This window comes from Natrinema gelatinilyticum, assembly GCF_024266705.1.
Taxonomy (GTDB): Archaea; Halobacteriota; Halobacteria; order Halobacteriales; family Natrialbaceae; genus Natrinema; species Natrinema gelatinilyticum.
Window position 1 is genome coordinate 1008046 of the sequence record NZ_CP100756.1, and the last position, 20165, is coordinate 1028210.

Genomic DNA, 20165 nt, shown 5'->3' on the forward strand with positions numbered 1-20165 from the left:
TCTCTGTGACGGTTACAACGGCGCGACGATGGCGTTGACCGTCGCGTCCTCGTCGATCAATCCCCGGGCTTGCATCCAGGCGAGGTGGTCGTCGAGTTCCTCGCGATCGACTGGTTCGGGTACCTCGTACCGCGGGACCGTGATCGCCTCGCAGACTGCGTCGACGTCGACGTCGTCGAACACGTCGGGAGCCACCGCTTTCTCGGCCTCGAGCATTTCCAGATACGTAGCGCGGAATGCGTCCGGATCGGCGTTGATATCCGCGACTGCGCGTTCATAGGCGCGCAGGAAGGCCTCGAGCAAGTCGCGATCGACGTCGTCGCTTCCGACGATTCCCATGTGGTTGTCGTACTCGAGGAGCCGCTGAAAACCGAGGTGGTCGGCCAGCGTGCTGTGGGGATCGATGAGTGTGACGGCGTCGACGCGCCCCTCGTGAAGGGCGCGCAGCCGGTCGGTCGGCATCCCGCAGCCGACGAGATCGATTTCGTCGGAGGCGACGTGTTCCTCGAGTGCCTTCTGCGCCGTATACTCCTGGCCGGTTCGCAGATTGACGCCGACCGGGACGTTCCTGAGATCCGATGGCGACTCGACGGACGAGTCGGGCCGGGTGAACACCGTATACGGGAGAGTAGCGAACGTTCCGTTCGCGACGATTCGTCCGTCACCCATGTCCCACGTTCGGCGGATGCTCTCCCACTTGCAGATGGGGTAGAGATCCACGTCGTAGTCGTCAGTCAGCGTCTCCTCGGCCGGGATGTATTTGACCTCGACGTCGCGGCGATCGCGCTCGACTAGGTCGACTGCGATCCCCTCCTCGCGGAAGTACCCCCGTTCGACTGCCACCTTCTGTGGCAGCATAAACGAAAACGGGAGGTGGAACAACCGAACCGATTGGCGTGCTAACATGGAACTCCCGACACTCCTGAGATGCTTAAAACGTTTTCACAATACGTTTATCAGTGGTGCCGTGGGGAGTGATGGGTGTTCCCATGGAACACCTATCCACGACCCGGGCGGAATCCGACGAGGTCGCCGACGGCGTGTACCTCGCGGACCTTCCGACGGGGGACCGAGCGGGGATGATGTACTGGCGCATCGAACCGGGGGCGACGTTGCCAGTCCATACGCACATGAACGAACAGATCGGTTACGTCCTCAAGGGCGAACTCACGGCGGTCGTCGAGGGGGAAGAGCACGCGCTCTCGGCCGGCGATGCGTACCTGTTCCGGAGTAACGAGCGCCACGGCGCAGAGAACCGAAGTAGCGATGTTGCGGTCGGCCTCGGCGTCCTCGCGCCGCCGCGCGAAGAGCCGGAGTGGAAACGACCACCGTCGGGGACCGAACACCCCTGACCGGCCATCGGCACCGTCGTTTCGGCCGCACAGTGTTCGGATTCGAGTTCGGGATGGCGTTTCGCTCGGACGGACTGTGCGTTCGTCTCTCGACGGGGCCGCGCACGACGGCGCCCAAGTGCAAGCGAGCGTGTTCGGCGCCATATGACAACTACTCGATCAGACAATATCTTGGCCCCCTCCGTCGTAGCAGCGGGCATGGACGCCGTCGATCACGTCAACGTCGACGTCGATGCGCTCGAGCCGAGTTACGAGTTCTACCGCGAAACCCTCGACCTCGAACTGGTCAGGCCCCCAGAAGCGTTCCAGGGCGACCACGCGATGTTTCGAGCCGGCGAAACGATCGTCACGCTGGCCGAAACAGGTCGGGCCGAGAACTGGGACGACCGCGGACTTGACCACCCGCTCGACAAGGCCCACCTCGCGTTCTCGACCGACCGCGAGACGTACGACTCGCTGCGAGACGTCCTCGACGGACAGTTCCCGAATCAGGGGCCGTACGACTGGGGCGAGTTTGAGGGGTTCTACTTCCTCGATCCCGACGGCAACCTTCTCGAGGTCGTGACCTACGACCCGCCGAACGGCGAGCGGACGCGACCATTGCTGACACACGATGATGTCGTGTGAAACGGGCCTCGAGAACCGACCGACGCACCAACTGACCGACGGTCACGGGGAGCGCGGATCGACGTCCGGGAGCCGACGGCAAATCGACGTCCCGTCGTGGCGAACGAATTCCGGGTGACCGTCACCGGCACATCGTCGGAAAGCTATCGGACGCGTCCAGCAATACGTCAGTTCCGAGGACGCGTGTGTCGTCCCGTCCCCGCTCGCGAGCGGTGCCGTACCCGATGTGCTTCGAAGGACCGTCACCGTACGCGTTCGGGCCGCGATCCGGCGCGGGTCGGCGGTTCCGGGGTGCTCGTGTGCCGGGTCTTCGCTGCGCTCATCACTGCCTGTCTACAAGCGGCAGTTGATCTATCTGGGATGCGGACGCGGAATCGTCGAGCACCCGCGTCTCGACCGTGGTAAGCCATCCGTCGACGGTATACGTCCGATCGTCGTCCGATACGGATCGATCCGTACACGGGACGACTCCACGGAGAACCTCAGTTTCGGCGTCGTCCTCGTAGAGCGCCAGGGCCACTATCGGCACCCGTACCCGCTCGCGCGAGTCGGAAGCGAGGCCGAGCGGTGACGGCGGAATTTCTCGTCGACGGAACCCCGGCTCGAGTGAATAGCCGTTTCGTTCGGCCCACTGTTCGAACTCTGCGACGAGATCGTTGCAGGTCGACCCCGTTTCCTCTGTCATCGATTGCTGCGGCGGCCATCGGGTAACTCGAACCTCGTCGACGAACCCGTGCTCGCGGAGGGACCGAACCCGATCGACGAGTGCTCGGATCTGTTCGGAAACGGATGGAGGGACGTTCGACCGGACGTAGCAGTCCACCCGGATGCTCCCCTGCTGAGCCGGGTCGACGACGGGGTGAACCGCAGGTTTACGTGCAGACATATCCACCCTCCGTACGCTCGACGAGATCCTTCGTTGTGAGCGATTCGAGAACCGCAAATAACGTGAGTTTGGACAGTCCGAGCGTCCGGTGCAGATCGGAAGCCTTCGGCTCGTCGCTGATGCGGAGGGTGAGATAGACGAGTTTTGCCTGTGGTGATGCGATTTCGTCCGGAACCGCTGGCCGTAGTTCACTCGTGGACATCATCGAAGACAGCCACAAGCGAATACATAAGAGTGGAGAGATGTATGCTACCACATCACATCAATTTTTCCGGTACGGCAGGTATATTTTAGCGACGGCGAATGTAGAGTGATATGATGGACGGTTGGTGACTCACAGAAGCCACGCTGGTGATGGAGACGGGTGACGAGGGCACACAGCCGTCCGCACCGAACAGGGGGCACCGGTTCGCTGGAGGGACGGTGGCTCGCGGAGATGGCCTATACGAGTACTCGTCTAGGTGATTCGACGACCACTGACGTGGAGCGGGCCCGAAGCGGTTCCGTCTGGGTCGACCGCAGTACGTCGACCCGAAGAGACGAGCACCCTTGTGAAGCCAACGCGTTTTGGATGCGAGCCGACCGAACGTGACGAACGACGGAAATTTGACTAACGTTCACGATAGTTCCCGATAGTTTTAGATAGCGGTCTGTGATACCGTGGCGTAGGGCACGGATGGGGGGTGGCCGGCGGCTCTCGCGTCCCCACCTATGATTCGAGAACCACACTGGACGTCCGCACTTCGACCGATTCCCGGCATCGATCCATCACTATCCGCAGACACACTACGGTTCACCGATCCGCAGCGATTCACTGCTACATCGATACCCGCTGATACACCGCCCGTCAACCGCAGAAATCGCCTCGATTGCGGCGAGAGAACCGGCGGTCGATCTCGCCCGAGTGAACACGTCACGCCCGTTTTCGGCGTCGTGAGGCCACACCGTGCGTGGTACCGCTGTCGATCCAATCGCTATCGCTCTCAGTCCGACACGACGGACCGGCCGGGTGAGTTACCGTGAGCGACGACGATATCATCTACGTTGCCGCCGGCTGCGACCGGTACCATGAATCCAGGGAATGCCAGGGATTGTCCCACGCTCGAGCGATAGAGAAACGGGCGCTGTCGAGTCTGTCCGACGAGTTTACGCTTTGCGAACTGTGTTCGGGAGCGTATCAGGCTGGTCTATCCGACGGCGCATTCGTGACCGCTCACCTGCTCGAGGATCTCGATCCGGACGACATCGGGTGACGTCGTCGACAGGACGAAGCGGGCGAACGGCGCCCGGACACGAGCTGAAACGGGCCACGGGCCGAAAATGGGCCGTGGCCGAGTACGGTAGTCGAGACGACAGCGGAACGCGACGACGGAAACGAGGTGACGGCGACGAGAGGCATGCTTACAGCTTTCGGCCACAGGACAGCGTATATTCGGTTCTAGGCGCCTTCCGTGTCGGTCACACGAATACTCGAGCCGAGATACTTCGTGAGGACGTCCGAGACGGAATCTGCATTGAACGGTTCGAGATCGGCCGCAATTTCGGCTTTCAGTGCATCGAGGTATTCCTCGTCGGTCTGGAGCTCCCGAAAGTCGACGGCGTCGATCGATCGTTCCGGGACGCCGAGCCAGTCGGCGGCGAGCTGGCGGCCATATTCCTGATCGGAGACGTCGCCGCGCCACAACGTATTCCGGAAGAAAAGCTAGCCCTCGGTTCCAGGCTCCGGTGCATCACGAAAGAGCGTGACCGTCGTCTCGGCACTGTTCGGCTCGAGGGAGACGGACTCGCGAGCGGGTTGGAGGCGGACGCGAACGCGGAAGGTGTAGTGGGCGTCCATCGGAGACGGACTCGAGATCGGTTTTAGGCGTTTCGTTCGGACTCGATCAGCTCTGCCATTTCGATATCGTCGCTGGTGATGCCGCCTGCCTCGTGGGAGGTCAGTCGGACTTCAACCTCCGAGTATCGGATGACGATTTCGGGATGGTGGAACTGCGCTTCGGCGATTTCGCCGACCATCTGGGCGAAGTTGACGCCCCGGAGGTAGTCGTCGAACTCGTATACGCGGACGATTTCGTCGTCATCGCGGTTCCAGTTGCTGTGGAGTTGGTTTTCGATCTCCGCATCGGTGAGCAGGTCAGCCATGTGGTGCCGAACGCAATCCACCCAAATAATGATTGTGCCACAATGATTGGTCCGCATTTCCACCCTGTCGCGGCCGGTCGCCGGTCGGCCGTTACTCGAGCCTGGATTTCTTCCCCGCGGGCTGCAGTTCGGCGTCGACCAGCGTCTCGTAGGCTCGACGGAAGCGCTCGGAGAGCGCCTGGTGGGAAATGCCAAGTTCCTCGGCCAGGTCCTCCATCGAAATGCCGCGAGGGATTTCGAAGTAGCCGTACTCGAGTGCGGCCTCGAGTGCTTCCTGCTGTTCGGGCGTCAATCTCGTCTGGTGGTCGCTCGTGTCGGTTACGTCGGTCACGCGCCGGAGATCGGCGTTGATACCGCGTTCGATCAGGTGGTCGTAGGCGTCACAGAGCGTATCGCGGTCACGGTAGCGAACCGTCACCTGCCACCAGCCGTCGGCCGCCCGCGCCTCGAGCAGCGACCCGCCGTCTGCGAGCAAGTCGTCCCAGAGACGGTTCGTCCCTGCACCGTCGGCGAAGGTCACGTCGTACAACAATCGCGAGTCCGTCTCGACGAGGAGTTCTGCGACTTCGACGGACGGATCGGCCGCGAAGGCCGCGCCGGCAGTCTCGCGGTCGACGCCGGCCACCCACAGCGATGGCAGGGTCTTCGACACCGAGGACTCGAGTTCGAACGTGGCCCCTGGTGCGCGCTCGAAGGCAGTCGCCAGCGCCGTGTCCGCCGCCGGAAGCCGGAGGTCGGCTATCGTCGACATCAATCCTGGTACACCGGCGCGGCGTAAAAACCGCTGTTACCCCGAAACGGACTGTCACGACCGCTGATATCGGTCGAGGGCGCACCTCGAATCGGCGGTCGTGTCGACCACGGAGATGAGGTCCTCGAACGGTGTGGACCGACAGTTCGTGCCGGGTGAGCAGACTAGCCCGACGGACCGGCCGTTCTCACAACCGACTCGCTCCACCGCCAACGACGCCGGGATCAGCTAGTCCCCGGAGGTCGGGCGGCACCACCGACTCGCCGTTTTCCACCGTTCGGATCGGAACGATAAGTCGTTGAGACCGCCCGGAACCACGGTCTCGAGCACGAGGGTCAGAGGACCTCCGACGTCGAGGTAGGTACCCAGTCGCCGCGGAGCGGGTATCCGAATCGACGTGACGTGTCGAGGCCCGAACTGGACGGTCACCCGCGGAGTCGGGAGAGCACCGCTTTGAGGTGTGTCGGTGAAACGAGCGACGTCGGCCGATCCATGTGGACGCCTATCTCGCCCGACAATGCACCCAGGCCGATCCGCTGGACGGGTTCCGGGAGCGAGTATGCTCGCCGAAGCCAGTGGCCCAGTTCCACCTCGCGCTTCAGATCCTGTCGCCAGGCGTACTCGTAGGCCGCGAGCGTGGATGGCCGGTCGGGATCGATCTCGCAGGCGGCGTGGTCGGCACTCGTCATACCGTAGAGGATGCCACCGCCGGTGAAGGGCTTGGTCTGGGCGGCCGCATCGCCGATGAGAAACGCCCGACGCGTAGTTATCCGACCGGGTGGTCCAATCGGGATTGCACCCGAACAGCGGTGTGAGACGTCCACCTCGTAGCCGTCGATCAGGTCCTGGAAGTGTTTGTTCACGTGAACCCCCGGGGGCGCCGCGAGGCCATACTCGACACCTGCCTCGCCGCGCGGGATCCGCCACGCGAAAAACGTCGGCGGTGTGAGATGGACGTCGACGAAGTCCTGGGAATCTGCTTCGGAAGAAAACGCGAGGACGCCGTGGAGGAGTTCGCCGGGTTGGGGTAACCCGAGTTGGTTGCGGACCCGCGAGCGCGGGCCATCACAGCCGGCGACCATCTTCGCCTCGTACTCCTCGGCTCCGTCGGGGCCGTTGGCGACGACCGAGACGCGGTCGCGATGTTCGGTGACCTCGGTGACCGTCCGTCGTTCACGGACGTCCGCCCCTGCGTCGCGGGCCAGGTCGGCGAGGTGGCAGTCCAGCCCAACCCGGTCGATGACGTTCGAGGCCACCTCACGTTTGTAGAAGGGATACGCATCGCTGTGCGGGCCGCCGACGTGGAACCGCGCCCCGTAGACCGCGTTCTGGAACAGTTGCTCGCGAGCGCCCTCACCTGTGAACGCCCAGATATCCGTACTGACGTGGCCCGAACAGGCCAGCGGCTCGCCGATCGCGCCCTTGTCGAGGGCGAGCACATCGTATCCCGCCTCGGCAGTCCGTCGCGCGAAGCGCGCACCCGGCGGCCCGACACCGACCACGACGAAATCGTACATGTCGGTCACGTTTTCGGCGAAGAGTAAATAACTTCTCGAGATGCCGCTGGCTTAAACTATCGGCGGCGGCGGACGAGCAGTGGCACCTACTCGAGAGCATAACGATGAACGCCTCCCGACAAACGGCGACGAACCTCCGGACGCAGTCGGCGACCGGTGACGGGACTACGATCAAGAACGACCTGATTCCGATCAAATCGGAATACATCGACGGAATCGAATTGTGCTTCGACAGGCTATCGACGGCGAACGAAACGATGCAGATACAGCTCCACGACGTTCAGTTCGTGAATACGTCCATGCACGGCCCACGGACCGATATCGAGTTCAGGACCGGCGACGCAGACGCGATGACGGTCATACCGGAACGTTCCTCGGGATGCTGGGCGGGTCACTCTGTATCGCGTGGGTTCCCGCCGACGCAGTGTCAGAACGTCCGTCGACGGACTCCGACTCAGTTCTGACCAGAATCCGATCGTGGTGTCGAAACGTCGTCACCACTCTATCGTAACAACGACAAAAAGATGGTCGATTCCGCCTTTCGAAGGTGTTCATCGACGGTGCTGGTCGCACACCCGAGTTCGTCCGCGATATCTCGATGAGTTGCCCGTTTTGGAACGTCGTAGTAACCGACTTCGACGGCAGTACGAAGGACCTCCTTTTGTCGCGCCGTCAAGTCGAAGATGGACCATTTGCACCGTGGGTCGTACTCGCCGGTCTTGATGATTTCGCAGTCGAACTGGTCAGGTATCGTCCGATATGCGTGCTGGATCATCTCCTCTTTTCCCGCGACGGTCAGTCGAAGCGAATCGAGCCCAGTGTACTCGATGGGCGTCTCAACGATCAACCCGTCCTGACCGACGAGCGAGATGAGCGTCGCGGCCGGTTCACCGGAGTCGACCAACAGGTAACAGTAAACGGCAGCGTTCGTTCCCTCGAAGCGGTCCCAATCGAGAACCAGCGGGTGATCGTCGACCAGCGACCCGACGTTCTCGGTGTCCCCACAAATTCGATACAGGAGGATACCAGTGCCGTCCGGGAACGAATCGACGTAGACGAGTTCGGCCCGTTCGAGGTGGGATTCGGTCGCCAGCCGCCGACCGACGGGATGGATGGCACCGGCCGGCGGCGTGAGTTCGAGGCGAACGTATCTCATCGGTCACACCAGAGGCAGACCTGGTTTTCCGACGACGCGTTTCGATACAGTGCCGTCGTTCGTTCCGGAATCAACGTCGCACTGTCTGTACCGTCCCGACCTCGTTTTGCGGTTCGTTGCTGACTGGTATCAGCCGGTGTCGTTTCGTCTCTCATGTATTGCTGCTGTCCCGCCCGCAAATGGGACTTCGAAATCAGCCCCGTTGCCGACCGCTGGGACGAACCAGTCCCCAGTTGTCCCTCGATAGTTCGCACCGACTGTACCAGCACACCGTCGTTCGTGCCGGCGTTTGGTTCACAGCTACTATCTCTTCAACGCTCTATAAAAACATTATTCCGACCATTCAATGTCGTTTAAATAATAAAATGGCGTATCGTGTCATCGAGTTGAACACTACACCCGTGTATGACGGTTCGACGACGTGACACCAGTCGTCGGTCTGGTGTCCGTAATCGAGGCGCGTTCATCGCCTGGGTACCAACTCGCCTCCGAACTGATGCCTGGACAGGGAGGTCGAAACAGGATTTCAGTCGCGGGTGCCCGACGCATCGGTATCGGCCGCCTCGAGCAGCGTCCAGAATCGGTCCGTATCACCCGCGAAGCGATCGAGCAATGCTCGAACCGACGCCCGGTGGTCGTCGGTAATTTTCACGTGGACCATCCCCTCGTCGGGTTGGCCGTAGACGACGCTTGCGCCCTCGGGTGCGGCGACGATTGCCGGGAGCGCTAGCAGGTCCTCTTCGCCCTCGACGTGGATCGTCGTTGGTTCAGTGCGGGCCAGTCCAGAGAGCAGCGCCTCGACGGCGTCTTCCGAGATTTCTGCCGGCGGGTTGGTGGCCTCGATGGCCGTCTTCTCGGTTACGATTCGGCGGACTTCCGCATCGACCGGCTCGCGTTTGGTTCGCTCGTCGACGAACGCGACGTCCGGGGGTCGGCCCGCCTGCAGGAAGTGGTAGGTGACGACATCGCCGACGGCGATCAGTGGCCCGTCGACGGTCGCGAGGAGCCGGTCTGCGTCGGTCTCGATCGAACCCAGCGGCTCTTTGAGTTCGTGGCGGAGTTCGTCGGGTAAGACCAGCAGCTGGTCGTCGCTGTCGGCGGACTCCGAAGGGGTATCCTCGTCGTAAGTCACGTGAGTTAGCGGACCTTCAGGGCGTATGCGCCGGGTTCTGTTATCTGCATCTCCGCTGCGATTTCGCTTTCCTCCGGGTGGGAGATGATGACGTAGCCCGCCCAATCTTCGGTGAGCGAGGAGGAGTTGCAGGCCTCACAGGTCTCGGCGTCGGCGTCGTTGACCCGGTGACACTCGCGACAGACGAGACGATCGGATGCCATGGTTATTCACCTGCGGTTGCTTCGCGTTTTTCGCGTTCTTCCTCGAGCCAGCCGTGCTTGCCAAGGCCGGGTTGTTTCGCGGTGAGCCCGATCTTCGAGTCGCGGGGGTTTCGTTCGTCGATGCTCTTGGTGACGATTCTGGCCCGGACGGCGTCGTCGACGCCAAGTGAGCGAGCCGATTCGTTCGAGGCGAGGCGCTGATTCTCACCGTCGAAGGCGAGGTACTCGTCACTGATCTGCGAGACGTGCAGCAGTCCGTCGACGGGACCGATTCCGACGAAGGCGCCGAATTCGACGACTTCGACGACAGTTCCGTCCACGACCTCCTGCATCTGCGGATCGAACGTCACTGCGTCGAATTCGGCCTCATAGTAGACCCCCGGCCGGTTCGGCAGCACTGTCCCTTCGCCGATATCGTGAACCTCGGTGACGGAGACGACGCTCCCGACTTCCTCGTCCATACGGCCCTCGAGTTTATCCTGGAGCAGTCGCTTGACCAGGTTCGGCGAGACGTCGCCGAGTTCTTCCGGCGGTACTTCTACCGTGTCCTTCAGTCTAACCCGTTTGTACATCTATGGTTGAGTGATTGCTAACTTGTTTCTCCCGCGTAATGCAATTACCGGTATATTCGCCTCGAGTATCCGGTCGCGCAGCGGGCGGTCGTTCGTGACGACGTAATCGACTGTGCCTTCGCGTGCGAGTTCGACGAGCGCGTCGTCGGCGTACGATGCCTCCGTGTCGACGACGAGACAGCGTTCGGTTGCCAGGTCGTGGCCAACGTTCGCCGCCGTTCCCTCCTGGCCCCCTTTCTCGGACAGGCGGCGCAATTCCTCGAGGACCGCCTGCGGAATCGTCGGCTCGAAGGTGTCGAGCAGTCGCTCGAGTTCGTCGAACAGACGAACGTCGAGTTCGACCGGCATCATGAGCGCGCTCGTATCGAGTGCAACCCGCGTCCCCATCCCCATTCCTTACTCCGTGAGCGTTCCCAGTCCGATCAGCCGCCAGCGGGCTCCGATTCGGCGGTTAATCGCGATTTTGGTTCCGGGCTCAGCGGCGACGGGGCGTTTGAGTCGGACCTCACACTCGCCGCTTCGAGCGCTGGTGACGGAGCCGACGGTCGTCGCCGTGCCCACGGTCATCATCAATGGCTCGCCGGTGCTGATCTCGTCGACCGTCTCGCCGGTTTCGGCGCCGACGACCCGCTCGAGCAGGTCGACCTCCATGGTGAACTCGTTCCACGTCGGTGGGAGCGTGCCCGGTGGACCGGCCATCCGTCCCGCCAGCGCGTCGCCCTTCGTCAGCGAGGGGTCGAGCCCGGTGCCGACGCCGAGCAGGCCGCCCGGCGTGACGGTGTCGACCGTTTCGCCGCCAGCCTGCAGCGATCGGATGGACGTCTCGATCGGGACGTACTCGGTCCGGCCGCCCTCCTCGACTTCGCGGCCCGGCCGGATCTCTATTTCGTCGCCGACCTCGAGTTCGCCCTGTACCAGGCTGCCCCCGAGGACGCCGCCGACGAGGTCCTCGGCTGTCGTCCCAGGTTTGTTGATGTCGAAGCTGCGAGCAACGTGCATGCGGGCTTTCTCGTCTGGGTCCCGGTCGGGTGTGGGGATCACCTCTTCGACCGCCTGGATGAGCAGATCGAGGTTGACCTCTTGACCGGCCGAGATGGGGACGATGGGGGCGTCTTCGGCGACCGTACCCGAAACGAACTCTTTGATCTGGTCGTAGTTGTTTCGGGCGGTGTCGGAATCGACGAGGTCGATCTTATTCTGGGCGATGACGATGTTGTCGATCCCAATGATGTCGAGCGCCATCAGGTGTTCCTCGGTCTGGGGCTGGGGAACGGGTTCGTTTGCGCTGACCACCAGGACGGCGCCGTCCATCAATGACGCGCCAGAGAGCATCGTCGCCATCAGGGTTTCGTGACCTGGGGCGTCGACGAACGAGACGGTCCGCAGTAGCTCACTCTCAGAGCCGTCCGGACACTCCTCCTCGACGGTGTAACATTCGGGTTCCTCCGCGCTCTCGCAGTACCGGAACGTCGCGTCCGCATAGCCGAGCCTGATGGAGATACCGCGTTTCATCTCCTCCGAGTGTTGATCCGTCCACGAGCCGCTGAGAGCCTGCACCAGCGTCGTCTTGCCGTGGTCGACGTGGCCGACGAGCCCAATGTTCACCTCCGGTTGTCGATTTCCTACCATAAGACGATGAGTAATCTTAGGTAGTGGTTCCGCTGTGCGCTTGATAAAGGTTGCGAGCTATCTCCGCATGCCACATCGCGACACGATACACGATGGGGCCGCCCACCGACTCGGGGAGTCCGACGACTTATTTCGCTGCCGTCCCTCGTCGATACCGTGCCGGAATTCGCCTTTGAACTCGAGTTGTGCGCCCACCTCGAGTCGCGCGGAACTGATATTGTGGCGCGCCAGCTCGGCGCGAGCGTCGCCGACCCGGGCAGTCGGATTCTCGACGTCGTCTGCGTCGAACCGGGCTCGCAGTTCGACGAGCGCGTCGCGATCACGAGCGAGGAAATTCCCGATCCTGCCATCGCGTCGGCGGTCGGCACCGGGCAGTCGCGATACTGGAAAGACGCCTTCGACTGTCATCCCGGCCGCGCCCGGGAGGCCGTCGAACGGGCGCTCGAGATCGGCTTCTTCGAACGCGACCACGGGGCGAGTGCGGAGGCGGGCCGCGATTACGTCAGGCAAGTCGCCCGCTATCCGAATTGGTACGACCGACTCGTCGGCATCGAGAACAAACCCGATCTCGGCCGACCGGGCGACCTCTCGTCCCAGCTTCGAACGGATGCGAGCCTCGCACTGGTCGACGAAGCGATACTCGCGACCGAGAGCTACGTGACGCGCGCACACTTAAACCGGATCCCCCAGGAGGTCGGCGTCTGGCGGATTCACCGGGACGAGCGCGACGCAGACGCCGAACTCGAGATCGAAGTGATCCGCGAACCGGCGTCCCTCCCCGTCGACGAGCCCGGAATCGAGCCGCTCGAAGATCATCCCGGCCGAACCGAAATCGCCGTCGTCGACGCCGCCGAGAAAGCGCGCGCTCGGCGGCGGATCGCCGAACGAGCCTACGGCAAAGGCTGGCGAACCTTCGAGTTCCCTCGCTGTGACGCCTGTCTCGCGGACGGCTCGAGCGGCGCGACGCTTCCCCGCTGCGGCTGGAAGGGACGGGTCGTCGATGCCGCAGTGGAGTGTGACCCAACGTGTCCGGGGTACGAGCCGGCCGTGAGAGCCGTCGACGAGGTCGATCTCGAGACGGAACGCGATCGACGAACGCCGTGGCGCGCGAACCCGGACGGAAAACGCCGTCGACAGTCGGGACTGGACCAGTTCGGCTGACCAGTGGAGAACGCGTCCCCGTTTCAGACCGGGGTCGAAATCGGCTTCGTACCGGCCAACTCCCGCTACGCATCTTCCGTACCGCTCGCGTCTGCGAGCGGGAGCGCGACCGTGAACGTCGATCCCTCGTCGGGTTCGGAGTCGACCCAGATGCGACCGTCGTGGCGCTTGACGATCCGCTTGCAAAGCGCCAGTCCGATCCCTGTACCGGAACGTTCCTCGCGACTGTGGAGCCGCTGAAACACGTCGAAGATCCGGTCTTGATCCTCGGGATCGATTCCGACGCCGTCGTCATCGACCGACACGAGCCAACTCGTGCCGTCTCGTTCGGCGGAGACGTGGACCCGTGGCCGATCGTCACCGCTGTACTTGATCGCGTTGGCCAGCAAATTCTGAAAGAGTTGACGTAACTGATCCGCGTCGCCCTCTACCCGCGGAAGCTCGTCGACGCTGATCCGAGCGTCCTGTTCGTCGACCCGCACCTGCAAATCCGCGAGCACGTCCTCGAGTACTGCGTTCAGGTCGGTCGGTTCCAGCGGATCGCCCGCCGTGTCGACGCGCGAGTACTCGAGAAGACCGTCGATCATGTCTCGCATCCTGTCCGCCCCGTCGACGGCGTACGCGAGAAATTCCTCACCGTCGTCGTCGAGTTCCTCCTCGTAGCGTTGCTCGATGAGTTGCAGGTAACTCGAGACCATTCGCAGCGGTTCCTGGAGGTCGTGAGACGCGGCGTACGCGAACTGCTCGAGCGAGCGGTTCGATTCCTCGAGTTGCGAAACGTAGCGGCGGAGATCCTTCGACTGGCTCCGCCGAACGAGTAACGTGTTCAGTCGCCGGAAGAGGAGGGCTCGTTCGATCGGCGCCTCCACGATGTCGTCTACGAGCATGGGGGTGTCGTGATCGTCGGGGTCCGGAAGCGAAATGTGGGGGCGGTGATCGCTACGACGGATGAGGACGACGGGACAAAAGACCGGATCGTCCGCCTCGACGCGGTCGCGAAGGGCCTCGTAATAGTCGGGGAAGGTGTAGTCGTCGACGATGTAGAGGTCCGCTTCGCTGACCGACTGCTCGGTGACGACGTCGTACCGGTCCTCGAGCAGTTCTCCGAGCGCGGCTCGATTCCCGTCTTCACCGATCAGCAGTTGGAGAGTGTTTCGGTGAGAGTCCAAGTCCATGTGATCGCGTTAGTTCCGTATCTCCTCTACTGGTATTATTCCTGTCGAGCAATACGCCGGTGACGGTATCATTCCTGAGGTGAATCCGGAGGCCAACCTGCACGTGGCGTCCCCTGCAAGATGCCGTAGAGCCCGCTCAACGACTCACCGACGCGAATGCCGTCCGACGTAATTTCGAACTCCCGGATGTTGTGCTCGTACCTGCTCGAGCGTTTCTTCAGCATTCCGACGACCTTCCTGAGACTGCCGTCCATCTCGACGTAACTCAGAAACATGATGTTGTCGGCGATGTAGCTGAGATTGCCGTCAGTGGCCGACGTGATGCCGGTAATCTCCGGTATCTCGTTGGTGATCACGACCGTGACGCCGCGATTTTTCAGATACCGCGTGAGTGCGTGGAGTTCGCGCGACAACACCTCTTCGTCACCCTGAATCGACATCGTGTATCCGTTGATCCCGTCGATCATCACGATATCTGCCTCCTGTCGGTCCACTTGCCGCTTGACCATGTGGGCGAATTCTTCGCTGGAAAGCGTGCGCGGTTCGACTTCGGTTATCGAGAGCGTTCCCTCCTCACGCATCTCCGCGACTGGAATGCCGATCGACTCGGACCGGTGATCGTACGTCTCGACGTTCTCTTCGAAGAGATAGACCGCCGATCGCAGGCCAATATCGGCACCAGAAGCGAGCAGTTGCGTCCCGGTCGAGGTTTTTCCGACACCCGTCGGACCGGTGATGAACGTCACGGTCTCCTGATCGAAGCCGCCCCCCGACAGGTCGTCTAGTTCGTCGATACCGAAGCGAACGGAGTCCCGTTCGAACGGCCGCGACTGGCGGTCGGGGAGAAGCTGGGGATACACCTCGAGTCCGTTGTCGCGGATTTCCATCCCGTGGCTGCCTCCTCGCTGGCCGAGCGCACGGTGTTTCGCTACCTCGATTCGGCGTCCGCTCTCGCCGCGCTCGAGTTCGATGATCCCGTCGCTCAGCGACCGTATCTCCGTATTGTACACTCGGTCGGCCGACGGCGTCGCGGTCGTGAGAACGGTTAGCTTCCGCTCCTTCAGAAAGCGCATAAACGAGAGAATACGCTTGCGGAACTGGTACTCGTTCGCCTCGACGTACCGAAGCTGCGTGATCGGATCGACGACGATGCGATCCGGGTCGATCTCCCGAATTGCTTCGTGGATGTCCTGTGTGTATCGCTCCTGCTCGATTTCGCTCGGCTCCACCAGATCGTACGAATAGTCCTCGGTGAAAAAGTCCGAATCCGGACCCAGGTCGAGAAACTCCGCGTCGGTTATCTCGACGTTGACTGCCGCCCCATTCGTGAGGATTTCCGTCTGCGATTCCTCGCCGTGGATGAACAGGACTGTCTCGTCCCGTTCGAGTCCCTCCTCGAGAAAGTGCATCCCGAGGAGCGTTTTCCCGGTTCCCGGCCGGCCGTGGACGAGATACATCCGGCCGGAGACGAGTCCACCGTTCAAGATTTCGTCCAGCCCAGCTACCCCGCTGCTGATCGGGGCAATGCTGCCTTGCATATTCAACCAGAACGGATCTCGTCGTGATGAATGGCTCGCTTGCAAACGTGAACGAGCGACGAACAGGGCATTCGACTCCTGGGTCAGTCGAAAACACAGGGCGGTCGTCACCTAGAGAACGTACTCCTCTCCATCGACGGCCAGCGGCTCCGCGAACGCCTCGTCCGCCGGGTAGTAGTGAGCGACGTGGACGAGGCGCGTCCGGGCGGCGTTCAGTTCGTCGGCTAGCGCGAGCGCGCCCTCTCGAGTCATATGTTTCGTCCCGAACGTCCGGGGGACACCGTCAGCGTCCTCGTGGCGACCGCCGAGCGGGTGATACTGACAGAGATTCGCGGGGACGATTCCGTCGGCCAGCAACAGGTCGGCATCGGCGAGGACGTTCCGAGAGGCGTCGGGCACGTCGTAGCTCGTATCACCCGACAACGAGAGCCTCGCACCTGTCTCGGGATCCTCGATCGCGAGGCCGTAACAGACCAGCGGCGGGTGATCGACCGGAACCAACGTCACGTCGAACCCGCAAATTCGGACCGGGTCGAGCGGCGTCGTCGGCCTGACGGTGACGGAATCGAGGTAGTGGTAGTCGTCTCGAACCGTCTCGGCCACGCTCTCGCCGGTTTCGGGGTCGGTCTCGTCGGCGGCGTACACCTCGAGATTGTCGAAGACGCGAAAGACGTTGCCGAGGCCGTCGAGGTGATCGAAGTGGATGTGCGTGACGACGGCGGCATCGGGCAGCGACACGTCGTCGCGGAGGAACTGATACCGGAAATCGGGGCTGAAGTCGACCAGAATCGATTCGTCGGTGCGTTCGTTCTCGATGTGAACCGAAAATCGCGTGCGCTCTATGCCGCGCTCGCGAGCGGCGATACAGGTATCACAATCGCAGCCGACGGTCGGCGTACCGGTCGTGTCGCCGGTCCCGAGCAGGGTGACACGCATCGTCACGTCGTCCCTCCCACTTTCGCACTGGATCGAAGAACCGGCAGTTCGAGGCCGCGTTCATTACACATACGCTCGCCCTTCCTCGAACGCCGTTCGGATGAACGGATGCTCCTCGCTCGCTTCGAAACGACCGGCCGGCAACACGTGGACCGAGAAGACGACGCCGTGTTCGAGCCCGACGGTTTCGGCGAGTCGCTCGAGTTCGGATTCGGCCATCTCGTCGTCGTCCTCGAGGACCAGCAGCACTTCGACGTCTGTGTGGACGCCGCGGTCATCACCCCGGACGGCGTCACCGAAGACGACGAGGTGACGGATCGACTCGCCGTGGGTTTCCTGTGCCCGGGTGGCGAACGCATCAGCGGCGTCGCCCTGTCTCTCGTCATCGCTCATAGGTGTGTGATTAGAAGGCATCGCATAAAGGGTGTTCCCCCGGAGTCCGATCCCGCCCGACGGCGCGTTGCTCCCGGTGTTCGGTCACGAAACCGAAAAGAGAGTTCACGTTCCGCGAATTCGGAGTATTGACCGATCTCTACACGGCCCTTCTTTTCGCACTCGTCTGGACCGATCGTATCGGCGCTGATCGTCCATTCGAGGACGAGCTCACGTTCGCGTCTGGATTCTCGGATACCCATCTCTCGAGCCGAAAACCACCGGGCGAACCGTTCGACAACTCGAAGTAACAGTGGGAGTGACACAGAGTCGTCTAGCCGGTCAACCAACTCGTCTCTCACCAGAATGCGGTATTCCCGTCCGAAAGCAAAGTAGTTCGATCCTCAGTGATCGTGGTCGTGGTCGTGCGAGTGACCACCACTCGGCTCGCCGCCGTCACTGGCGGTGTCGCCGATGTCTCCGCCGGCAACGAGCGCGTCGTGATTGCCGCCCATCATGTCCATGTTCTTCAAGGTGTCGCGCTCTTCGAATTCCTCGACCGCGTTGAGCAGGTCGTCCTGGGTCAGTTCCGTCCGGTCTTCGGTCAGGGCCTCGAGGACGGCCTCGCGCAGGACCATCCGGAGGTCGCTGCCGGTCAGTCCCTCGGTGACTTCGGCGATGAGGTGGGGATCGAACTCGTCGATGTCCATCTGCTGGGTGATGACTGTGAGGATGTCCGCCCGCATATCGTAGTCGGGCTTGGGGAAGTTGATGATCTCGTCGAACCGCCGCCAGGCCGCGTCGTCGAGTTGGTCGGGATGGTTGGTCGCGCCGATGAGCAACACGTCGTCCTCGATGAGCGAGACGTTGTCGATGCTCTTGAGCAGGGTGTTGACCGCCCGCTTGAGCGCGGCGTGTTCGTCGCTGCGGCGAGTCTTGGCGACGAAGTCGAATTCGTCGATAAAGAGGATACACGGCGAGAGCCGTTTCGCGACCTCGAACGTCTTGTCGACGTTCTTCGCCGTCTCACCCAAGTACTGCGAGGTGATCATCGAGAGTTTGACCTCGACGAACGGGAGATCCATGTCCTGGGCCAGTGCCTGTGCGGTCGAGGTCTTGCCCGTCCCCGGTGGCCCGACGAACAGCAGCTTTCCAATCTCGCGCAGGCCGATGTCGGAGAGGTACTCGCGGTGTTCGATCGCTTTCGAAATCTTGTCCAGTTCGTTCTCCTGATCGAGCGTGAGGACGAGATCCTCGAGCGTGATCTCGACTTCCTCGGGCGCGCGCACTTCCACGAGGTCGAGCATTTCCTCGTCGTCTTCCTCGTCGAAGTACTCGTCGAGGAGGCTGTCGATCCAGACGCGGTCGGCCTGGATCGGGCGGTTCCGCTCGCGGGCCGTCTCGTGGGTGACGTCGACGTCGTATTCGTCGTGGCGCTCGAAGTGTTTCGCCAGCGTCGGATTCTCGAGCAATCGGTCGTCGTCGGCGCGTTCGGCGAACCACTCCTCGGCCATCTCCTGTTGGGCGAGCGTGATCGTGCCGGAGAACTCATCGCGTTCGGTGAACATCAGATCGGAGACGGCCTCCCACGGGCGGTCGACGCCGGTGGCCTCGCGTGCGGCACTGGTCGTGACCGACAGCGGGCGACTGATACCGGCGAGTTTCCGACCAGACCTGTCGCTTCCTCCGCCTCCGCCGTCGCTCTCGTCGTCGACGCCGCCGGTCCAGTAGACCCGGCGGTACGATGGCGGAAGATCGTTTTCGTCAAGCGTCCTGTCGTCTGAATACACGCTCGTCGTGAGCAGAAACTCCACGACATCGAGCGCCGCATCACTCATTCGATCAATGTACTCACTACACGCTCTTAACAGCGTCGTCCTGCACAACGTCTGCGACCCGGCACCGGTATAGCGACTGACGCGGTCTACGATACCTCGTGACACCGAATCGGCACAACCGTTTTCGTCCATCGGCTCACAATCAGAGGTATGAACGTGTTGCTGGGTCTCGGCGGCAGCGACGAGTCGGTGAAGACGCTCCGGCAGACCATCGAGCGCACTCGCGATGTCGGTGACGACCTCACCGTCGTCGTCGTCGACAAGCCCGAGGCGAAACGCTCGCAAGACGAAATGTATCGACAGACGGTCGACCAGCTCGAGTCGGTTGGCTTGGACGACGTCACCGTCGAGACGCTCGATGGTGATCCCGGGAGCGCGCTCGTCGATTACGCGGAACAGGGTGAATACGATCAGCTGGTCATTGGCGGCGGCACGCTGAGTCCAATGGGAAAGATTCAGCTCGGGCCGATAACCGAGTTCGTCCTGCTGAATGCCCCGACGACGGTCAAACTGGTGCGATAACGATGGCTGGTTCGCGTCAGTATCCCGAGAGACCGTCCGGTCCCTTCCCCTCGCCGCCGACGACGGTCGAGGACCGAAACGGCCGCTCGATCGAGATCCGGTCACCGACGGCGCTCGCCGATGAGGTACTCGAGGACGTTATCGAAATGTACGCCGAGTTCGATCCGACGGACCGGGCACAGGGGATTCCGCCGACCGGCGAAGCGCGCATTCGCAACTGGCTCGAGACGATTGGCGAGTACAGCATCAACGTCGTTGCCCGCCACGATGGCGACGTGATCGCACACGCCATGCTCGTCCCCGACACCGACGATCCGTCGGCGATCGAACACCGCGGAGACGTCGAGTGGGAACTCGCCATCTTCGTTCTGCAGGCGTACCAGCGGGCCGGCATCGGGACGGCCCTGCTCGAGAATCTACTGGGCCACGCGAGCGACATCAGTATCACTCACGTCTGGTTGACCGTCGAGCGGTGGAACAACCCGGCGATCGCCCTCTACAAGCGGGTCGGCTTCGAGTCGACTGGAACCGAGAGCTTCGAGCAGGAGATGGCGATCTTGCTCGATTCAGACGCCGAAGAGGCGTGACAGTCTCTCCGCGAAAAATCGGTCTCCCGCCCTGCGTCCGTCCCGTCTCGCATCTGTCCCGTGAGTGTG

24 protein-coding genes and 1 pseudogene are annotated in these 20165 nt (G+C 62.3%); 7 read left to right on the forward strand and 18 right to left on the reverse strand.

The features are described from left to right. Positions 1 to 12: 12 nt before the first annotated feature. Positions 13 to 906 carry an ABC transporter substrate-binding protein gene (locus tag NJU76_RS04890; RefSeq protein WP_254531680.1) on the reverse strand — a complete coding sequence of 298 codons (894 nt, stop codon included), beginning with the start codon at positions 904 to 906 and terminating at the stop codon, positions 13 to 15. An 83-nt stretch (positions 907 to 989) separates the two neighbouring features. Between NJU76_RS04890 and NJU76_RS04895 the strand changes: the two genes are divergently transcribed. Together NJU76_RS04895 and NJU76_RS04900 are read left to right on the forward strand one after the other, a co-directional pair. Next, positions 990 to 1352 carry a cupin domain-containing protein gene (locus NJU76_RS04895; RefSeq protein WP_254531681.1) on the forward strand — a complete coding sequence of 121 codons (363 nt, stop codon included), beginning with the start codon at positions 990 to 992 and terminating at the stop codon, positions 1350 to 1352. A 198-nt stretch (positions 1353 to 1550) separates the two neighbouring features. Continuing rightward, the gene (locus tag NJU76_RS04900) at positions 1551 to 1979 is read left to right on the forward strand and encodes a VOC family protein (protein ID WP_254532574.1); all 429 of its coding nucleotides are present in this window, start codon (positions 1551 to 1553) and stop codon (positions 1977 to 1979) included. 322 nt (positions 1980 to 2301) lie between these two features. Here the strand turns inward: NJU76_RS04900 and NJU76_RS04905 are convergent, their stop codons facing one another. Next, positions 2302 to 2865 carry an HTH domain-containing protein gene (locus tag NJU76_RS04905; RefSeq protein WP_254531682.1) on the reverse strand — a complete coding sequence of 188 codons (564 nt, stop codon included), beginning with the start codon at positions 2863 to 2865 and terminating at the stop codon, positions 2302 to 2304. Beyond that, positions 2852 to 3067: a helix-turn-helix domain-containing protein gene (locus NJU76_RS04910; protein ID WP_254531683.1), complete on the reverse strand. Its 216-nt coding sequence runs from the start codon at positions 3065 to 3067 to the stop codon at positions 2852 to 2854. The genes NJU76_RS04905 and NJU76_RS04910 overlap by 14 nt, the downstream gene beginning before the upstream one ends. An 817-nt stretch (positions 3068 to 3884) precedes the next feature. On the opposite strand from NJU76_RS04910, the gene NJU76_RS04915 reads away from it, so the two are divergent. Then, positions 3885 to 4118 carry a hypothetical protein gene (locus NJU76_RS04915; protein WP_254531684.1) on the forward strand — a complete coding sequence of 78 codons (234 nt, stop codon included), beginning with the start codon at positions 3885 to 3887 and terminating at the stop codon, positions 4116 to 4118. Between the two features lie 185 nt (positions 4119 to 4303). Here NJU76_RS04915 and lwrS read toward each other — a convergent pair. The 4 genes and pseudogenes from lwrS to NJU76_RS04935 all read right to left on the reverse strand — a co-directional run bounded on the left by lwrS (position 4304) and on the right by NJU76_RS04935 (position 7275). Continuing rightward, positions 4304 to 4702, reverse strand: a pseudogene (gene lwrS, locus NJU76_RS04920) (LWR-salt protein). 23 nt (positions 4703 to 4725) lie between these two features. Then, entirely contained in the window at positions 4726 to 5007 is a 282-nt protein-coding gene (locus NJU76_RS04925) for a 4a-hydroxytetrahydrobiopterin dehydratase (protein ID WP_254531685.1), read from the reverse strand. A gap of 91 nt (positions 5008 to 5098) precedes the next feature. Next, a complete protein-coding gene (locus tag NJU76_RS04930; protein WP_254531686.1) occupies positions 5099 to 5758 on the reverse strand; it encodes a helix-turn-helix domain-containing protein in 660 nt (219 codons plus the stop codon). 425 nt (positions 5759 to 6183) lie between these two features. After that, positions 6184 to 7275: a geranylgeranyl reductase family protein gene (locus tag NJU76_RS04935; protein ID WP_254531687.1), complete on the reverse strand. Its 1092-nt coding sequence runs from the start codon at positions 7273 to 7275 to the stop codon at positions 6184 to 6186. 104 nt (positions 7276 to 7379) lie between these two features. Here NJU76_RS04935 and NJU76_RS04940 point away from each other — a divergent pair, with 104 nt between their 5' ends. Further along, positions 7380 to 7739, forward strand: a complete 360-nt coding sequence (locus NJU76_RS04940) for a hypothetical protein (RefSeq protein ID WP_254531688.1) — start codon at positions 7380 to 7382, stop codon at positions 7737 to 7739. Between the two features lie 38 nt (positions 7740 to 7777). Here the strand turns inward: NJU76_RS04940 and NJU76_RS04945 are convergent, their stop codons facing one another. The 6 genes from NJU76_RS04945 to NJU76_RS04970 all read right to left on the reverse strand — a co-directional run bounded on the left by NJU76_RS04945 (position 7778) and on the right by NJU76_RS04970 (position 11967). Beyond that, entirely contained in the window at positions 7778 to 8431 is a 654-nt protein-coding gene (locus tag NJU76_RS04945) for a helix-turn-helix domain-containing protein (RefSeq protein ID WP_254531689.1), read from the reverse strand. Between the two features lie 526 nt (positions 8432 to 8957). Beyond that, positions 8958 to 9563 (reverse strand): GTP-dependent dephospho-CoA kinase family protein, encoded by a 606-nt coding sequence (locus tag NJU76_RS04950; RefSeq protein ID WP_254531690.1) that lies wholly within the window; start codon positions 9561 to 9563, stop codon positions 8958 to 8960. 5 nt (positions 9564 to 9568) lie between these two features. After that, positions 9569 to 9766 carry a transcription elongation factor subunit Spt4 gene (spt4, locus tag NJU76_RS04955; RefSeq protein WP_254531691.1) on the reverse strand — a complete coding sequence of 66 codons (198 nt, stop codon included), beginning with the start codon at positions 9764 to 9766 and terminating at the stop codon, positions 9569 to 9571. Positions 9767 to 9768: 2 nt separating this feature from the next. Next, positions 9769 to 10338, reverse strand: a complete 570-nt coding sequence (locus NJU76_RS04960; RefSeq protein WP_254525195.1) for a DNA-directed RNA polymerase — start codon at positions 10336 to 10338, stop codon at positions 9769 to 9771. Beyond that, positions 10339 to 10731: a type II toxin-antitoxin system VapC family toxin gene (locus tag NJU76_RS04965; protein WP_254531692.1), complete on the reverse strand. Its 393-nt coding sequence runs from the start codon at positions 10729 to 10731 to the stop codon at positions 10339 to 10341. Positions 10732 to 10734: 3 nt separating this feature from the next. Further along, positions 10735 to 11967 carry a translation initiation factor IF-2 subunit gamma gene (locus tag NJU76_RS04970; protein ID WP_254531693.1) on the reverse strand — a complete coding sequence of 411 codons (1233 nt, stop codon included), beginning with the start codon at positions 11965 to 11967 and terminating at the stop codon, positions 10735 to 10737. A gap of 156 nt (positions 11968 to 12123) precedes the next feature. Here NJU76_RS04970 and NJU76_RS04975 point away from each other — a divergent pair, with 156 nt between their 5' ends. Next, positions 12124 to 13128, forward strand: a complete 1005-nt coding sequence (locus tag NJU76_RS04975) for a DUF5787 family protein (RefSeq protein WP_254531694.1) — start codon at positions 12124 to 12126, stop codon at positions 13126 to 13128. Positions 13129 to 13193: 65 nt separating this feature from the next. Here NJU76_RS04975 and NJU76_RS04980 read toward each other — a convergent pair whose 3' ends face one another. From NJU76_RS04980 to NJU76_RS05000, 5 genes are all read right to left on the reverse strand, one after another. Then, positions 13194 to 14303: a sensor histidine kinase gene (locus tag NJU76_RS04980; protein WP_254531695.1), complete on the reverse strand. Its 1110-nt coding sequence runs from the start codon at positions 14301 to 14303 to the stop codon at positions 13194 to 13196. Positions 14304 to 14371: 68 nt separating this feature from the next. Further along, complete coding sequence (locus NJU76_RS04985) at positions 14372 to 15841, reverse strand: ATPase domain-containing protein (RefSeq protein ID WP_254531696.1); 1470 nt, start codon at positions 15839 to 15841, stop codon at positions 14372 to 14374. 111 nt (positions 15842 to 15952) lie between these two features. After that, the gene (locus NJU76_RS04990) at positions 15953 to 16777 is read right to left on the reverse strand and encodes an MBL fold metallo-hydrolase (protein ID WP_254532576.1); all 825 of its coding nucleotides are present in this window, start codon (positions 16775 to 16777) and stop codon (positions 15953 to 15955) included. Positions 16778 to 16840: 63 nt separating this feature from the next. Further along, entirely contained in the window at positions 16841 to 17170 is a 330-nt protein-coding gene (locus NJU76_RS04995; protein ID WP_254531697.1) for a hypothetical protein, read from the reverse strand. Positions 17171 to 17553: 383 nt separating this feature from the next. Continuing rightward, positions 17554 to 18987, reverse strand: a complete 1434-nt coding sequence (locus tag NJU76_RS05000; RefSeq protein ID WP_254531698.1) for an ATP-binding protein — start codon at positions 18985 to 18987, stop codon at positions 17554 to 17556. A gap of 150 nt (positions 18988 to 19137) precedes the next feature. Here NJU76_RS05000 and NJU76_RS05005 point away from each other — a divergent pair, with 150 nt between their 5' ends. Continuing rightward, on the forward strand, positions 19138 to 19509 hold the full coding sequence (locus NJU76_RS05005) for a universal stress protein (RefSeq protein WP_254531699.1): 372 nt from the start codon (positions 19138 to 19140) through the stop codon (positions 19507 to 19509). A gap of 2 nt (positions 19510 to 19511) precedes the next feature. After that, complete coding sequence (locus NJU76_RS05010) at positions 19512 to 20096, forward strand: GNAT family N-acetyltransferase (RefSeq protein WP_254531700.1); 585 nt, start codon at positions 19512 to 19514, stop codon at positions 20094 to 20096. Positions 20097 to 20165 lie beyond the last annotated feature (69 nt).